This is a genomic window from Sedimentibacter sp. B4, from assembly GCF_000309315.1.
Taxonomy (GTDB): Bacteria; Bacillota; Clostridia; order Tissierellales; family Sedimentibacteraceae; genus Sedimentibacter; species Sedimentibacter saalensis.
The window spans coordinates 1-15852 of the sequence record NZ_CANG01000035.1 but is presented as its reverse complement, the minus strand read 5'-3'; the positions used below and the strand labels follow the sequence as shown (position 1 = coordinate 15852).

General features: G+C 37.7%; 11 protein-coding genes. 9 read left to right on the top strand and 2 right to left on the bottom strand.

Going from position 1 to position 15852, the window contains the following annotated elements; translation table 11 throughout:
- The first annotated feature begins 15 nt into the window (after nucleotides 1-15).
- The 7 genes from BN358_RS06465 (at nucleotide 16) to BN358_RS06435 (ending at nucleotide 9300) form a co-directional block, all read left to right on the top strand.
- Entirely contained in the window at nucleotides 16-1176 is a 1161-nt protein-coding gene (locus tag BN358_RS06465; RefSeq protein WP_019228406.1) for a sensor histidine kinase, read from the top strand.
- Entirely contained in the window at nucleotides 1173-1820 is a 648-nt protein-coding gene (locus tag BN358_RS06460) for a response regulator transcription factor (protein WP_019228405.1), read from the top strand. The genes BN358_RS06465 and BN358_RS06460 overlap by 4 nt, the downstream gene beginning before the upstream one ends.
- Before the next feature lie 181 nt (nucleotides 1821-2001).
- Entirely contained in the window at nucleotides 2002-2991 is a 990-nt protein-coding gene (locus tag BN358_RS06455) for a hypothetical protein (protein ID WP_019228404.1), read from the top strand.
- A gap of 9 nt (nucleotides 2992-3000) precedes the next feature.
- Nucleotides 3001-3930 (top strand): ABC transporter ATP-binding protein, encoded by a 930-nt coding sequence (locus BN358_RS06450; protein WP_019228403.1) that lies wholly within the window; start codon nucleotides 3001-3003, stop codon nucleotides 3928-3930.
- A gap of 9 nt (nucleotides 3931-3939) precedes the next feature.
- A complete protein-coding gene (locus BN358_RS06445) occupies nucleotides 3940-5313 on the top strand; it encodes an ABC transporter permease (RefSeq protein ID WP_019228402.1) in 1374 nt (457 codons plus the stop codon).
- Nucleotides 5276-6448, top strand: a complete 1173-nt coding sequence (locus BN358_RS06440; RefSeq protein WP_019228401.1) for an ABC transporter permease — start codon at nucleotides 5276-5278, stop codon at nucleotides 6446-6448. Before BN358_RS06445 ends, BN358_RS06440 begins: the two co-directional genes overlap by 38 nt.
- 368 nt (nucleotides 6449-6816) lie before the next feature.
- The gene (locus BN358_RS06435) at nucleotides 6817-9300 is read left to right on the top strand and encodes an ATP-binding protein (RefSeq protein WP_019228400.1); all 2484 of its coding nucleotides are present in this window, start codon (nucleotides 6817-6819) and stop codon (nucleotides 9298-9300) included.
- A gap of 183 nt (nucleotides 9301-9483) precedes the next feature.
- On the opposite strand, the gene BN358_RS06430 is transcribed toward BN358_RS06435, so the two are convergent.
- Together BN358_RS06430 and BN358_RS06425 are read right to left on the bottom strand one after the other, a co-directional pair.
- Complete coding sequence (locus BN358_RS06430; protein WP_019228399.1) at nucleotides 9484-10743, bottom strand: competence/damage-inducible protein A; 1260 nt, start codon at nucleotides 10741-10743, stop codon at nucleotides 9484-9486.
- A 279-nt stretch (nucleotides 10744-11022) separates the two neighbouring features.
- Nucleotides 11023-12183: a M14 family zinc carboxypeptidase gene (locus BN358_RS06425; protein WP_019228398.1), complete on the bottom strand. Its 1161-nt coding sequence runs from the start codon at nucleotides 12181-12183 to the stop codon at nucleotides 11023-11025.
- A 252-nt stretch (nucleotides 12184-12435) separates the two neighbouring features.
- On the opposite strand from BN358_RS06425, the gene BN358_RS06420 reads away from it, so the two are divergent.
- Nucleotides 12436-12996 carry a hypothetical protein gene (locus BN358_RS06420; RefSeq protein WP_019228397.1) on the top strand — a complete coding sequence of 187 codons (561 nt, stop codon included), beginning with the start codon at nucleotides 12436-12438 and terminating at the stop codon, nucleotides 12994-12996.
- 385 nt (nucleotides 12997-13381) lie between these two features.
- Nucleotides 13382-15852: S-layer homology domain-containing protein (locus BN358_RS06415; protein ID WP_019228396.1), on the top strand; the 2471-nt coding region annotated here is incomplete at its 3' end.

Sequence of the window (15852 nt, the reverse complement as noted above, 5' to 3'; positions counted from 1 at the left end):
AAGCAGGAGATTTGTATGGAAAAATATAAGAAATTTTTATACATCCTAAAGGCTGTAATATTCATATCATTATTCACATCTGCGTTGTACTTTGAAAGTGCAAAAAAGCAGCGTCTTATTATATTATGTTTATTGTTCATTGCTTTTCTTGTGACTAACATGGGTAAATACTTCATTAAAGATAAAAAGAGAGTTTATCTCATGTCTTTTGCAGCGGACACAGCACTTATTTATTTAATTGAATTTAACTCAAGACTTCTTATCAATTACTTTTTTCACTCATTTTACATAATTGTACTTCTTGAAGCAACGCTTACATTACAACTTACAAAGGGAATAATACTTGGAACATTGATTGTTCTCGTTTCAATGATTAAGTACATATACTTGATTTACTATAAATTCAATTTATCAAGCGTGTCTCAGATGATGTTTTTTTTCATGATTAATATTTTAATCCTTATCATCGCATCTTTTGCTCAACAAAACAAGCAGGAGAAGGAAAAAAAGGACGTGCTCTACAAGGAGCTTCTGGATGCCCACAGAAAATTGAGAGAATATACTGATGAAGTCAACCGTCTTTCTGTGATTGAAGAAAGAAACAGAATTGCAAGAGACATTCACGACAATCTTGGACATAACATGACTGCGTTGATAATGCAGCTACAGATGGCGGAGCATTACATGAAGACAGGTTCAGGCAAGACACAGGAAATGCTTCAAAATTCCATACAAACAGCAAGGGACAGCCTTTCCTCAATAAGGGAAGTTGTTGAAACTTTAAGAGGAAAAGAGAGAATAGTATCACCGGAAAAAGCAGTAAGGACACTTATTGATGAATTTTCGCAAAAAACCGGTGCGGAAATAAATTTAAATATAAGCGGAGAAGTAATAAATGATGTGAAAGCAGGAACTGCCCTTTACCACATATTGCAGGAAAGCCTCACAAACTCCGTGAGACATGGAAGCGCCACAAAAATTGAAATTGAGCTTGATTATTCAGAAACTTCTGTAAGTTTTTCCATCAAGGACAACGGCAGAGGTTCTGAAAACATAAAAGAAGGTTTTGGAATGAAGGGAATTCGCGAAAGGGTAGAGGATTTTAAGGGCAGTGTAGAATTTCAGTCTCATGATGGCTTTTATGTAAAAGGAATTCTTTATTTGGAGGATGTATGATAAAGTTACTGTTGGTTGATGATCAGGATATATTACTTGAAGGATTAAAACTAATACTTGGCATGGAGGAAGACATAGAAATTTCAGGAACTGCCAACAACGGTAAAAAAGCATATGAATTTTGCAAGTGGAACATGCCGGATGTTGTTCTAATGGATATTCAAATGCCTGAATTAAACGGTGTTGAGGTGACAAAGATGATTCACCGTGATTTTCCTAAGGTCAAAGTAATAGTGCTTACAACATTCAATGATGATGAATATATTTATGATGCCTTGAAAAACGGAGCTTCCGGCTATATGTTAAAGGATACTTCTCCTTCTGAAATTGCCAGGGCTGTGCGCACTGTGTATAACGGCGGAGCCCTCATTCAGTCGGAGGTTGCTGTAAAGGTAATAGACAAATTTTCAGAGCTTGCTAAGGAAAAAAGGGAAAAAAGTATAGATCCTAGAGCAGATTTGTTGACGGACAGGGAAAAAGACATCTGTCGTCTCATAGCAGAGGGAAAAAACAACAAGGAAATTGCAGATGAATTATTTTTAAGCCAAGGCACTGTTAAAAATCACATAACAAGGGTTTTAATAAAGCTTGACCTTAGGGATAGAACACAGCTCGCAGTCTTCACAATCAAAAATGATTTGTAGATATTAATTAAATGTTAGATTTTTCTAGGGGGCGGACCTTGTGTTCGCCCTTGTCAGTAAGAAAAATAATGTGCCAAAAGTCATGCTTCACAACTTAATTATGTGATTTGCGATACTAGAAAACTACTTTAAATAAATATAAAATGGTATTGTAATATAATAAAACCTACAGGAGGGTATTATGAAAAGAATATTATTTGCAGCATTGGCACTTATGCTTATGATTTCACTGTCAGCATGCAATACCAGCAGTCTTGAAGAATATAAACAAGCATCGGAGAAAACGAATCAGATTACAAGGGGCAAAGTTTCAGGAGAATTTGCAACTAAAATTGAACTCAACACTGAAAATTTGACTGCTGAAGAAATAAAGGAACTTAATTATTACAAGGACATGAAGGGAAGCTTCAATGTTTCCTACGACGATGAAGCAGGAAAAAGCATATTCAGAAATTATCTCAACATGGGAGGCCTTGGATTTGATTTTGAAGTGTTCATAAACGGTGAAGAAATGTTTATGAAACTTCCGGTGGTTGGAAAATACATGAAGCTCGATGAAGTAGAGGCAAATGTTAATGTTGAAGAAAATGAAGAGATTATTTCAGAAGAAACCATTGATTTTATAACACAAAAATGGATCAGCCTCATGAATGATGACGATGTTTTCAAGGGGAAGGATATTGTCCTTACAACTCCAGACGGAGAAGTCAAAACAACTGAGTATGAAATAAAATTAAATGATCAGCAGATAAAAACCCTGGTCAAGGAAAGCACTGACATACTTGCAAGGGATGAAAAGCTTAATAGTTTCTATAGGAAATATATTGAGAAAAGTTCAGAAGAATCAAATGTAAAATCTTTTGAAGGCATTCTTGCAGAACTGAAAACTGGCATAGACAATTACAACATTGAAAGCTTTATATATACTGCATATGTTGATATAGACGGATATATTGTAAATGAAACATTTGAAATTTCTGCAAGTGTTATTGACCCGGATGAAAAAGAGATTAAGGGGCTCAGTTACAAACTGAATTTGAACAATTTTGACATCAATAAGGAACAAAACTTTGATTTTCCTGTCTTGTCAAATGATAATACGCTGAGTGTTGATGAAATGGATGAAAGTATGCCTGACATGATGAAGAACTTGTTCAATAATGAAGATTAGGGGTGTGTTATGTTAAAAGTTGAAAATTTATATAAAAATTTCGGAAAAGTCAATGCTGTTGACGGAGTCAGCTTTGAGGTGAAAAAAGGGGATGTGTTTGGGCTGCTGGGACCAAACGGTGCAGGAAAGTCCACAACTATATCTATGATTTCAACATTGCTGGCTCCTTCTTCAGGAGAAATATTGTACGATGGAAAAAGTATATTTGATAACCAGAAGTCAGTCAGACAAAGACTGGGGGTTGTTCCCCAGGAAATAGCTCTTTATCCTACCCTTTCCGGATATGAAAACCTCAGGTTTTGGGGAAGCATATATGGACTTAAGGGAGATGAACTTAAGAAAAGAATTGATGAAGTTTCTGATATAATTGAGCTTAACGGAAGATTGAAAGACAGGGTTGACAAATACTCAGGAGGAATGAAGAGGAGGCTCAACATCGGAGCTGCCCTCCTTCACATGCCTGAGATGCTCATAATGGATGAACCCACCGTTGGTATAGATCCTCAATCAAGAAACCACATACTTGACACAGTTTTAAAACTTAACAATCAAGGCATAACAATAATCTACACCAGCCATTACATGGAGGAAGTGGAATATCTTTGCAACAAGGTTTGCATCATGGATGAAGGAAAGATTATTGCTTCCGGCAGTCAGGATGAGCTTGTGGAAATGATTAGAGAAAAAACACAGATAAATGTGAGACTGAACAGAGTGGATGCCATGATTTCTGAAAGGTTAAAAGAAATCAAAGGTGTGTCTGATGCAAGGATTTCTGATGACACCGTTGTGCTCCACGGAGAAAATGCCGATACTCTTCTTGCTGACATTGCATTGAAGGTTTCAGAAAACGGAATGTTTATAAAGTCAATTGATGTCAAAAAACCCAATCTTGAAGCAGTGTTTCTTCATTTGACGGGAAAAGCCCTTAGGGATTAAGGTGAGCGTATGAAAATGTTAAGCATTATTATTAAGGATTTACGAACAATTTTAAGCGATAAACATGCAGTTGCAATAATAATAATCATGCCGCTCATATTGATGACAATATTGAGTTTTGCTTTGAAGTCTTCATTTTCTGACGGTGACTATTTTGATGAAGGCGTGAAGATTGCAGTTGTGAAGCTGTATGACGGGGAAGAGGATTCAAGGATGTTTGATGAAACCTTAAGAAACGGTATTTTTTCAAAAAACATGGGGGAAGAAACTATCACAGAGCTTGGAGATTCTAGCCGTGATGTTGATCCTGAAAAAATATTCTTTGAAGAATTTCTTGGAAGCGATGAGGTTTCAAAAATAATATCATACCAAGTCGAGGATGAAAAAACTGCAATGGAGCTTCTTGATAAAAAAGAAGTATCGGCTGTGGTGACTCTTCCGGAAAAATTTGTGTATGACATGAAAGTAAACCTTGTCACTCCGTTCAGAAACAATGTTGACATCAAGGTTGAGGTGCATCCAGATAAAAGCATTGAAGGGGTAGTAGTAAAATCAGTGATGGAGTCTTACTCCAGTGCAATTGCATCAGTTATCATAGGTAAGAATGTTATTATTGAAGAAGCAATGGCTAATGGTGTAGGCGAACTTAAGAATTTAGACATTGTAATGGAAGAACTTACAAATGTGCTTGAACATATGGACATTGAAATAAAGGATGTTGTGGTTGAAGAAAGAAAAAGCATAACAAGCGCAGATTACTATGCTGCTGCCATGATGTCCATGTTTATTCTCTTTTCTGCAGGTCATGGGGGGAGAATGCTTCTGGAGGAAAAGGAAAATAAGACATATGGAAGGATGATAATGGCAGGAACATCAAAGTTCAGCATTTTGTCGGGAAAGTTTGTGGTTGTGCTTTTGCTTTGTTCAATACAAATAACAATAATGATAATCTACTCTCACTTTGCTCTCAAGGTTCAGTGGGGAAGCATTGTAAATACTGCAATTATTAGTGCTGCTGCAGCATTTGCTGTTGCAGGGCTAGGAGCATTCATTGCTTCTGCAACTTTCAGAGCAGGCAACTTCAAACTTGCCAACACATTTGAATCTGCAATCATACAGGGGATGGCTCTTCTGGGTGGAAGTTTCTTTCCCGTAGATGTTATGCCTAAAGCAATTCAAAACTTAAGCTTCTTGTCCTTGAACGGATTAGCACTTAAATCTTATATTAAGGTCATGACGGGGTATGGGCTTAATGATGTAATAAAAAATGTTGCGGCTCTTGGTTTAATAGGAATTGTATTTTTAATTCTATCTGTTGCAATTTTAAGTGGAAAGGAGGAACATTATGTTAAGCATAATAAAGTTAAGACTGTTAAGGCTTAAGGACGACGTGCTGGTTTTTGTGCTCATGACCGGAATGGCACTTGTGCTGACGGCTGTGTTTGGAATTTCATTCAATACCTACAGACCTGAAATTATGATAGTCGATGAAGATAAAAGCAACTATTCAGAAATGCTCATTGACGAGCTAAGAACAAATAATTCTTTTAATTTTGTTGTGACTGACATGGATGAAGCCTCTAAAAGTGTTCAGGAAGGAAACGTAAGCGTGGCGATGGTTGTTTACGACGGGTTTGAAGAAAGTCTCATTTCAGGCAGTGAAGTGTCACTTGGATTTATAAAAATAAAAGATGACACAATGATTCTCACCCTTCAGCAGGCAGTAACAAGCATTGCTTCAAAAATGGCAGGTGCAGTTAAAGTTGCAGATATTACGGCGGATTATATCAGTTCTCAGGATAATATGGCGGATACTGAAGCTGTAAGAGCCAAGACATATGCAGGTGTCATGGATTCATGGAAGTACAAGAATCCTATGAATGTAATATCCACTATTGCCCATACAAAAAACCAGTCCGGTTACGACGGTATGAAGCATACTATGATAGGATTTACATTGTTTTTTTCCATGTACACCATGGTGTTTTCAATAGGAACAATATTAAGCGACAAGCAGTACAAAACTTGGGAGAGGATGCTCATATCTCCGGTTTCAAAGATTTCTATACTTGGAGGAAGCATGACAGTAGCGTACTTGGCAGGAGTTGTTCAGATGGGAGTGCTGATTTTGTGCGGAAACTACCTGCTTGGAGTTGACTGGGGAAACAGTATGTCCGGAGTATTGATGGTTGCAGCTGCATTCATATTTGCAGTAACATCTCTGGGGCTTATGATGTCTGGTTTTGTAAAGACACAGGCTCAGCTTGGTGCAATTGTGCCGGTTGTCTTGACCAGCACATCCATGCTTGGTGGGTGCATGTGGCCTCTTGATATAGTCAACAACAAGGCTCTATTGTTCCTGGCAGAACTTACACCTCAAAAATGGGCTATGCAGGGAATAGAAGGAATAGCAAGCAAGGGAATGGGATTTGAAGCGGCAGTATTTCCAACAATAGTGCTCATGGGTATGGGAGCAATCTTCTTCATAGCAGGAGTCAAGACTTTAAAAACTGAGTAAGCGTAATGTAAATTATTAAGCAGTCTTGTACCTGTCTCAAACTATTGACAAACCTTATTTTCTACAATTTTGTAGGGGAGGACCTCGTGTCCTCCCGTGTTTTTAATTCAAAAATTTTGTAATCTTTCGTTCGGGATGACAGTAGTGCTCTTCTACATCATTGAATCAATTTTGTAATCATATGGGGGTGGTTTTGTACCTACCTTTTTTTTATTTGCAGTTAAAATGTTAATAAATATTTCTAAAATACCATATACTGTGGACAACTTTTAAATTCAGCAGGATATATTGTCCAATTTGCATATTTTCGTTTAATATTAAAGTTGAGGGGTATATGTAAATTAAAGTGATTATTTAAAGGAGGATATATGGATTACGCTGACAAAATTAATATAGATAAATACAAGGTGCCAACAGAAAAGCTTAAGAAAATCTGCATGACTGAAGATGAACTTAATTTCTGCGGTTCATCAAAGGAAGTAAATTTTCCAAAGGGAGTCATCGGACAGGACAGGGCGGTAAAGGCAATGGAGTTTGGTCTTTCTATGAATGCCGCCGGCTACAATATATTTATTCTCGGCCACCAGGGAACAGGAAAGAGCACATATGCTCAATCAGTTGTAAACAATGAAGCCGCTAAGGGAAAAATACCTGGAGACTGGTGCTATATAAATAATTTCAACGAGTGGGATAAACCGCTGGCAATAACTCTTCCTGCAGGCCAGGGGAAAATTTTTCAGAAAGATATGGAAAAATTAATAGCAAACCTTGCTGTTTATATACCAAAAGCATTTGAAGGAAGCAATTTTCAGCAGCAGAAGGAAACAATAGTTCAAAAGGTGAGCGAAAAAATGGCATCCATATTGAGAGACATTGAAAAAATGGCCGTAACTGCAGGTTTTGGAATACAGCAGGCAGGAACAAAGATACTTTTGATCCCCCTCAAGGACAACAGGCTCATAACACCTGATGAATACAATCAGCTTCCTGTGGATACAAAGGAAAAAATTGAAATAAACAGAAACAAGCTTGCCAAGGAAATTGATGACCGCATACGTGAAGGACAGGTTTTGCAGAGAATTTCCGAGGAACAGACAACAGAGCTGGAAAAACAAACTGCACATGCTGCAGCAGAACCTCTTATTAATCAGCTTAAAGAAAAATACAAGGAAATACCGGCAATTGTCGATTATCTTGACAAGGTGCTTAAAGACGCCGCTGAAAATCACAGCATATTCAGCAGTGTGCACCACATGGTAAATGATGAAGTAGCTACTGAAGCTCAGGAAGAAACTGAAACAACCGATGAAGATGATGAAATGTTATTTGACGGCAGATTTTTTGAATCTAAAGACATCAAGGACCCATTTGTAAGGTACAAGGTCAACTTGTTTGTAAACAATGAAAAAGCAACAGGAGCTCCCGTAATCATAGAAAGTAATCCTTATTACTACAATTTGTTTGGGAAAATAGAATACAAGAGCCTTATGATGACCACAATGACTGATTTTACAATGATAAAAGCAGGAGCATTACAAAGAGCAAACGGTGGATATCTGATTCTCCAAGCAAAAGATCTCCTCATGGACCCATATGCCTGGGATGCACTTAAAAAGGCTCTTAAGTACAAACAGGCTGTTGTGGAAAATATCGGTGAACAAACCAGGTTTGTGCCTACAGTGACATTGAAGCCTCAGCCCATACCTCTTGATGTTAAAGTAATATTGGTTGGAAGTTATATGTACTACTACCTCTTGTCTTCCGATGAAGATTTCAAGAAGCTGTTTAAGGTGAACGTGGACTTTGATGTTGAAATGGACAGAAACCAGGAAAATATAAGGCAATATGTTTCATTCATAGGCTCAGTGTGTGAAAAGCAGCACTTGAAGCATTTTAACAACAGGGCATTGGCAAGAGTGGTTGAAATGGGCTCTAGACTTGCTGAAAATCAAAACAAACTTTCAACCAGATTCAATGTGGTGAGCGAAATAGTGTATGAATCATCAGCGCTGGCTGAGGCAGACAATTCGGAATTTGTGGATGCATATCATGTAGACAAGGCAATAAAGAACAAAAAATACCGCTCCAACATGCTGGAAGAAAAAATGCAGGAACAGATTCTTAATAAAAAGGTTTTAATAGACACAGAAGGAGCCGTAGTGGGCCAGGTCAATGGTTTGTCTGTAATGGATGCGTCGGGATATGCTTTTGGAATTCCTTCAAGAATAACCGCAAGGACGTACACTGGACGACAGGGAATAATCAACATTGAGAGAGAAACACAAATGAGCGGCAACATCCATTCAAAGGGAGTGCTTACCCTTAACGGCTATCTTGGAGGAAAATTTGCACAGGAAAAACAATTTGGACTTACAGCTCAGGTTACATTTGAACAGCTTTACGGAGGAGTTGAAGGTGACAGCGCTTCAAGTGCAGAACTATATGCAATTTTGTCAAGCCTATCAAATGTTCCCATAAAACAAAACCTTGCTGTGACCGGATCAGTTAATCAGATGGGTGAAATTCAACCCATTGGAGGAGTTAACGAAAAAATTGAAGGATTTTTTGATATATGCTCCATTAAGGGACTCACAGGAAACCAGGGAGTTATAATTCCTGAAAGCAATGTTGACAACCTTATGTTAAAGGATGAAGTTGTTGAAGCTGTGGTTAAGGATGTCTTTCACATTTATGCGGTAAAAACCATAGAGGAAGGACTTGAACTTCTTACAGGTGTTGAAGCAGGAGAAAAAGGTGTATACGGTGATTATCCAATGGACAGCATTTTCTACCTGGCAGACCAGAAGCTGAGCGAATATAACAGAATACTGGCAAACAATTCAGACAAGTAAAAATACCGTCAGTCAGAACAAATCTGCATGAATACAACGTTCATAGCTCAATATGTAGGGGCGGACCTCGTGTCCGCCCGCAAGTTATAAATGAAAAAACTTGTAGCTATGTCATCCTGAGCCGAAGGCGAAGGATCTCATCTTTTATCTTTTATATTTCGATTCTTAATTCTTAACTCTTAATTATTGACCGTTTTCTTCAACACTGCTTCTTACAAGGTCCAAAGCAGAAGTAGCCGCTCTATCCCTGATAATTTCGCGGGAGCCGGTATTTTTTATTTTCATAACATTGAACTTGCCCTTGTAGTATACACATATATAAACCAATCCAACAGGTTTTTCTTCTGTGCCGCCGTCAGGGCCAGCCACTCCAGTCGTTGATACACCTATGTCTGTGCCTGCAGCCTGAGCAGCACCATATGCCATTTCCTTGGCCGTTTCTTCGCTTACTGCACCAAACTGGTCCAATGTTTCCCTTTTAACCTGCAGTGTGTTCATTTTGGCTTCATTGCTGTATGTAACAAAACCTTCCATGAAGACTTTTGAAATACCGGGATAACTTACTAATCTGGAAGCTAACATTCCACCTGTGCATGATTCAGCTGTTGCTATGGTTATATTTTTCTCTATCAATAGCTCTGCAGTCTTATCTTCAACCTTGCCTGTTTCTGTTACATATGCGTTGTTTTTGCCAAATCGGTTGATGAGTTCTTCTTTCACCGGTTCTATAAGCTCCATGCATTTTTCCTTGCTGTCTGCTTTTGCTGTTATTCTGAAAATTACCTTGCCTGCGCTGGCATAGGGAGCAATTGTGGGATTAGTCTGATTTTCAATGATGTCCAAAATCAATTCTTCGGCAGCGGATTCACCTATATTTACAACAACAAGCTTCTCACCGTAAACCACCTGATTTGAAAATTGCTTCAGATAAGGTATGACCTCATTGTCCATGAGAGGCTCCATTTCCTTGGGAGGTCCCGGAAGCAATATACCTATTTTTATGTTTCCTTTGCTGTCTTCACCTTTTAATATGCATGCGTTGGCAGTGCCGTTGGTATTGTTCAATATAATTGAACCCTTTGGGAAATATGCCTGCCTCATGTTGTTCTTGGGAAAGTCTTTTCTGAAGCGGGAGTACATTTCCTTCACATGATCATAACTTTTTTCGTCATAAACCATTTCAACATTGAAGTATTCAGCCAATGCTTCCTTTGTAATATCATCCTGGGTGGGGCCGAGTCCTCCTGTGCATATTACAATGTCAGCTCTTGAAAATCCTATGTCAAAGCCTTTTTTAATCCTGCCGGGATTGTCTCCAACAACAGACTGATAGTGTACATCAATGGCTATTTCAGCCAGTTTTTTTGATATATATTGGGCATTTGTATTGACAATATCTCCATGCAAAAGCTCAGTACCTACACAAAGTATTTCAGCATTCATTATTTTCCTCCAATAATTGTAAATTACATAAAACTAATATAGTTCAAAATACATTATAACACAACACATAGTTTGTAACTGTAAAAATATATCGCTTTCAATCCGTAGGGGAGGACCTCGTGTCCTCCCGCAGAATTAAACAAAATCTAAAAATTCAATCACGCAGGGACGGGTCATGTTCCCGCCCGCATTTATCATTACGTATATTAAAACCAACAAAACTTTCAAATAAAATCACGTAGGGGAGGACCTTGTGTCCTCCCGCATAAATCTATACTTTTATTTCGTCAACGCAGCATATTTCTCAACATCTCCAAAAATCTCATTATCAATTTCAGCGGCCTTTTCGGCAAAAAACAACCCTGTACTCTTTGCATGCTCCCATACTAGCTCATGGAACAAATTGTCTGGATGCTGCTTCCCTCCTTCAACAAAGGGAGACAACTCTATGCAAAATGCCGGTCTTTTCATTCTTGCCCTGAACCAGTTTTCAAAACCGCAGCCATAAATTTTTGGATCCATGCTGACTTTAGTTTTTCTGTAAATGTACTTTTTATTTAACTCATCCATAATTTTTTCGTCAAGGCCTTTAAACATACCGTGAGTTCCGCTGTCAGCCCAGAATGTGCAGTTGCCGGAGCAGTGATAAGTAACCATGAGGGAAAAATGATTTTCATTACAGAAGTCTATTAGGGCTAATGTTTCAGGCTCGCTGCTTGCTGTAAATCCCTTGAAGCGGTCTGAGCATGGTATTTCCGTTCCGGGAACACAAGTCCTTATTTCCCAGTTTCCGTCATTAAAATTCTTGTTTATATCAATACCGTTTGCATTTGCCTTCCAATAAGTGTGATCCTCTCCCCATATCTGCATAGTTTTAAGTTTTTCATAATTTGAAGAAGCTTCGATTCCATGATGTACAATGTTCAGCCCATCAGGATTTGCCACAGGTACAAAAAACGAATCAACAGCATCAATTAATTTCCTGGCATCATAACCTTCATAATCTTTTCTTTCACTATAGCAGTAGCAGTAATAATCAATCATCTTCATGCAGAGCATTACGGAAAAATCCTCGCGGGCATGAATCCCTCCTGTAAAAAGTACCGAAGGCTTTGTTTTTTGATTAAACCCGGAAGCTGTCATTCTGAGCGTTAGCGAAGAATCTCTCTTTTCATTTCCAGCCTTAGTACTGATGCCATTCTGCTCGAAACGAAATATCCCATCCCTGTCATCACAAAATCCCCCACTCGTGTAATTCTGAGCATAGCGAAGAATCTCATCTTTTCCTCCGCTTATCTTTAAAGCAACAATGTCTCTTCCTTCAACAGATTTGCCAATAGACTCCATACTTAAAATATTACTGTACTTGCTGCAGAGCTTATCCATATCTTCATATATTTTATCCAGATAATACGTATCAGATGTATCAACTATGAACATTGCAATCTCCTCATCATTTGTAATATGTTTATTATAATATAAAAGTTTTCAATTATACAATAAATTTAAAACAACAAAACCCATTGCATTAAAACCACAAAACTTCCGATCATCATTCTGTAGGGGCGGACCTCGTGTTCGCCCGGCTTTAATATTTGATTAAATCATGAGCCTATCTAGTATCTCATCTTTAATATTGTAAACCAAATCTATAAATGTTATAATAAAGCAAAATAAAAAGGGGTTGAGCATATGCTGTTTTCCAACATGAATTATAAAACCAGAACATTGAAGATAATCAGTCTTTCACTTACTTTGGCGGGTATTATATTTATACTGGCGGCAGAATACATTGGCAGCATAGCAATACGCCTGGCCATGCTTTCTGTCTTGGTCTACAACCTGGTAAACATTAAAATGACGTACAAATACTTAAAAACCAAAGAGAAAATAAATTATGCAGCTTTAGTTACTGCAGCAGTTCTAGGCTTGTTCAGACCAGAACTAATAATGTTCATAACTGGAATATTGCTATTGATATTAACTGTTCCTATATATTTTAACGCCATAAGAAAAAGCGACTATTCTGATGTAATAATGCTCATAATCTCAGGTGCTGGAATATTATTTGCTTCATATTGCATAATAAATTCTAAAGCAGCATTAAACACTGTAATCATTATAATAGGAATAGCAATGACAATTCTTGGATGTCTGTCACTATTTGAAGCACTGTACTCAAAGACAGACGATAAGGGCAGCGATTCAGGCGACAACATTGAACATACCTTCGAAAACATAACAGATAAATAATGTTTATATTTGAAATTTAAATTATTATAGCCATTTAGTAGGGGAGGGTCTCGTGCCCTCCCGTTTCAATTCTCTTATTTGACATCTTATGTTCACATCCCTCCAACTTCATAAATCGACACATTTCCCACCAATCAAGGACAATCTCCAGGAAAACATGTACATGTAACATTACTGTAATATTAAACTCAAAAACCTATGCTATATTATATACATAGGCACGCTGGCACTTATGCCGTGAATATTACAATAAAATTACATTAATCTCATTAATGTTGACTTGTCAATATCTCGGTGTTATAATACTTTAGTCATTGTGCTGACACAATGAGAGGTGCAGGGGACCTAAACACCCACAAACAAATTTCATAGGAGGAAATAAAGAATGAAAAAAGTATTATCACTTGTTTTGGTAATAGCAATGGTATTATCAAGCATGAGCTTTGCATTCGCAGGCACATTTGAAGATGTAACTGGCGATTACGAAACTGCAGTTGAAGCATTATCTGCATTAGGCGTAATCAAAGGTTATGAAGACGGAACATTCAGACCTGAAAAGACTATAACTAGAGCTGAATTAGCTAAAGTATTAGTTGAAGCTTTAGGTTATGGAAAATTAGTAGCAGGAGCAACTAGCAACTTTACTGACACTCAAGGACATTGGGCAAATGGTTATGTAGCTATAGCTGCTGGAACTGGCTTAGTAGTAGGTTATCCAGATGGAACTTTCCAACCAGACAAGACTGTAACTTATGATGAAGCTTTAACAATGGTAGTAAGAGCAATTGGTTACACTGATGCAGCTCTTAAAGGAACTTGGCCAACAAACTACAAAGTAAAAGCTATTGACTTAGGACTTACTGATGATGTAACAATGAACGTTGCTGCGGCAGACAGAGGCGGAGTAGCTCAAATTATATACAATGCATTAGAAGTAGCTTTAGTTACTATTGATGAAGATGGCGTAGTAGTAAAAGTATCTCCAGAAAAATTGCTTATAGACAATATAGCAACACTTGAAGAATACTACTATGTATCAACTGATAAGTTGGATGCTGATGATAATGATTATGCTGGAGATAAAGTTGATTTAACTCCATACGTATATCAATACTTAGACGTTTATACTAACTCTAAAGATGAAGTTGTATATATCAAAGATAACAATTCTCAGGTTCTTTCTGGAACAGTTACTGGAGTAAGCGGAGATGATTTAACAATCGAAGATGCTGAAGGGGATGAATATACAATCAAAACTGACGGACAAATCACAGTATTCTACAACGGCGAACAAGTAACTATGGACGCTGCTGATTATGAAGATTTGCTGTACAGAGGAAGCAATAGTGCTGAAGCTAAGATTACTGTTATATCAAAAGATAGCTTAGATACAATAAAAGACGGTGATTCTGAAGAAATCGAAAGCGGAGATGCAGCAGAAAAATTCATAGCTACAAAAGCAACTGAAGCTATATTAGTTGATACTGACTATGTAGCTGGAAAAGCTAAGATTTCTGGCGAAAACGCAACAATTGCATTGCCAAAAGACAGTGACGGAGATCTTGATTTAGATAAAGTAACTGTTACTGGAGCAGTTGATTCATTGGAAGACATAGAATCAGGCGACGTTGTAGTAGCTTACAAAGCTGTTGATGGCGCACCTGTTAAGTTGGTAGTTGTTAAAGATTCTGTAGAAGGTACAGTAACAAAGACAGCTGACAGTGAAGCAACAATATATGTTGACGGAACTAAATACTCATTAAGCAGAATTACAAATTCAGTTCGTTACGAAGACAGACCATCTGTTGGAGATGAAGGCGTATTCTACTTAGACAATGCAGGTAAAATATTTGCAGTTGATACTGATGGCGAAGCTTTAACAGACTATGCAGTAGTTCTTGCTTCAGCAGAAGGCGAATATTCAACTAAGATGGACGGATCTGTAACAGATTATCCACAGTTGAAACTGTTAACAACTGACGGAGAAACTGTAGTATACGATGTATTGGTAACTATAGATGAAAATGCTTTAGATGATGTAGCAGTTTACACTGACAAAACTCCTGCAACTGACGTAATAGATGCAGACTTAGTATCATTGGTAGATATAGTTTCAGGCGAAACTACAGGAGATATTGACTTCGAATATTCATTCTCACCTAACCAATTGATCAAATACTCTGTTGATGAAAACGGATATATTGACGAAATTGAAATAATGGGAACTACATCTGTTGCAATTGACACAGATGATATCGAAGATATCACTTCAGAAGATGTTATAGTATTCAACACAGTTGACAAAGAAGTTGCATCAGTTGATAACTTGGTTGATGGAGCTACTCACACTGTATTATATGATGACGGTGAAATAGTTGTTATCGTTACAAGCAACGTTGAGTCTGCAAATGACGATGTATACGGCGTAATCAGCAAGATGGGATATGTTAAGAATTCAGCTGGCAAGACAGTTATCGAAGTAACTGCATTCATCGATGGTGAAGAAGTAGTTTACCTGTCAGAAGCAAACAGAACTATAGGTTCAAACGGATTTGAAGTTTCAACTTCAGCTGCAGTAAGCTTTGACTTCGGAACAGATGATGAAATAGATGCAATCGACGCTATGGCTATTGCTGACACTTACACAACTGCTTCTTGCGGAGATGTAACTTCAACATATATTGAAATCGGATCAAGCACATTCAGATTTGCTAAAGATGTAGCAGTATACATCTATGACGAATCAGATGATTCAATCTCAATCGGTGATGTATCAGACTTAGACGAAGCTAGAGCTACAACTGTTTACAATACAGCTACAACTGGTGGTATTGCTAACATAGTAGTTCAAGTTCA

Excerpts from the sequence above, each read along its gene's own strand:
- BN358_RS06440 (WP_019228401.1), top strand. The coding sequence starts at position 5,276 with ATGTTAAGCATAATAAAGTTAAGACTGTTAAGGCTTAAGGACGACGTG.
- BN358_RS06435 (WP_019228400.1), top strand. The coding sequence starts at position 6,817 with ATGGATTACGCTGACAAAATTAATATAGATAAATACAAGGTGCCAACA.
- BN358_RS06465 (WP_019228406.1), top strand. The coding sequence starts at position 16 with ATGGAAAAATATAAGAAATTTTTATACATCCTAAAGGCTGTAATATTC.
- BN358_RS06430 (WP_019228399.1), bottom strand. The coding sequence starts at position 10,743 with ATGAATGCTGAAATACTTTGTGTAGGTACTGAGCTTTTGCATGGAGAT.
- BN358_RS06460 (WP_019228405.1), top strand. The coding sequence starts at position 1,173 with ATGATAAAGTTACTGTTGGTTGATGATCAGGATATATTACTTGAAGGA.
- BN358_RS06425 (WP_019228398.1), bottom strand. The coding sequence starts at position 12,183 with ATGTTCATAGTTGATACATCTGATACGTATTATCTGGATAAAATATAT.
- BN358_RS06450 (WP_019228403.1), top strand. The coding sequence starts at position 3,001 with ATGTTAAAAGTTGAAAATTTATATAAAAATTTCGGAAAAGTCAATGCT.
- BN358_RS06455 (WP_019228404.1), top strand. The coding sequence starts at position 2,002 with ATGAAAAGAATATTATTTGCAGCATTGGCACTTATGCTTATGATTTCA.
- BN358_RS06420 (WP_019228397.1), top strand. The coding sequence starts at position 12,436 with ATGCTGTTTTCCAACATGAATTATAAAACCAGAACATTGAAGATAATC.
- BN358_RS06445 (WP_019228402.1), top strand. The coding sequence starts at position 3,940 with ATGAAAATGTTAAGCATTATTATTAAGGATTTACGAACAATTTTAAGC.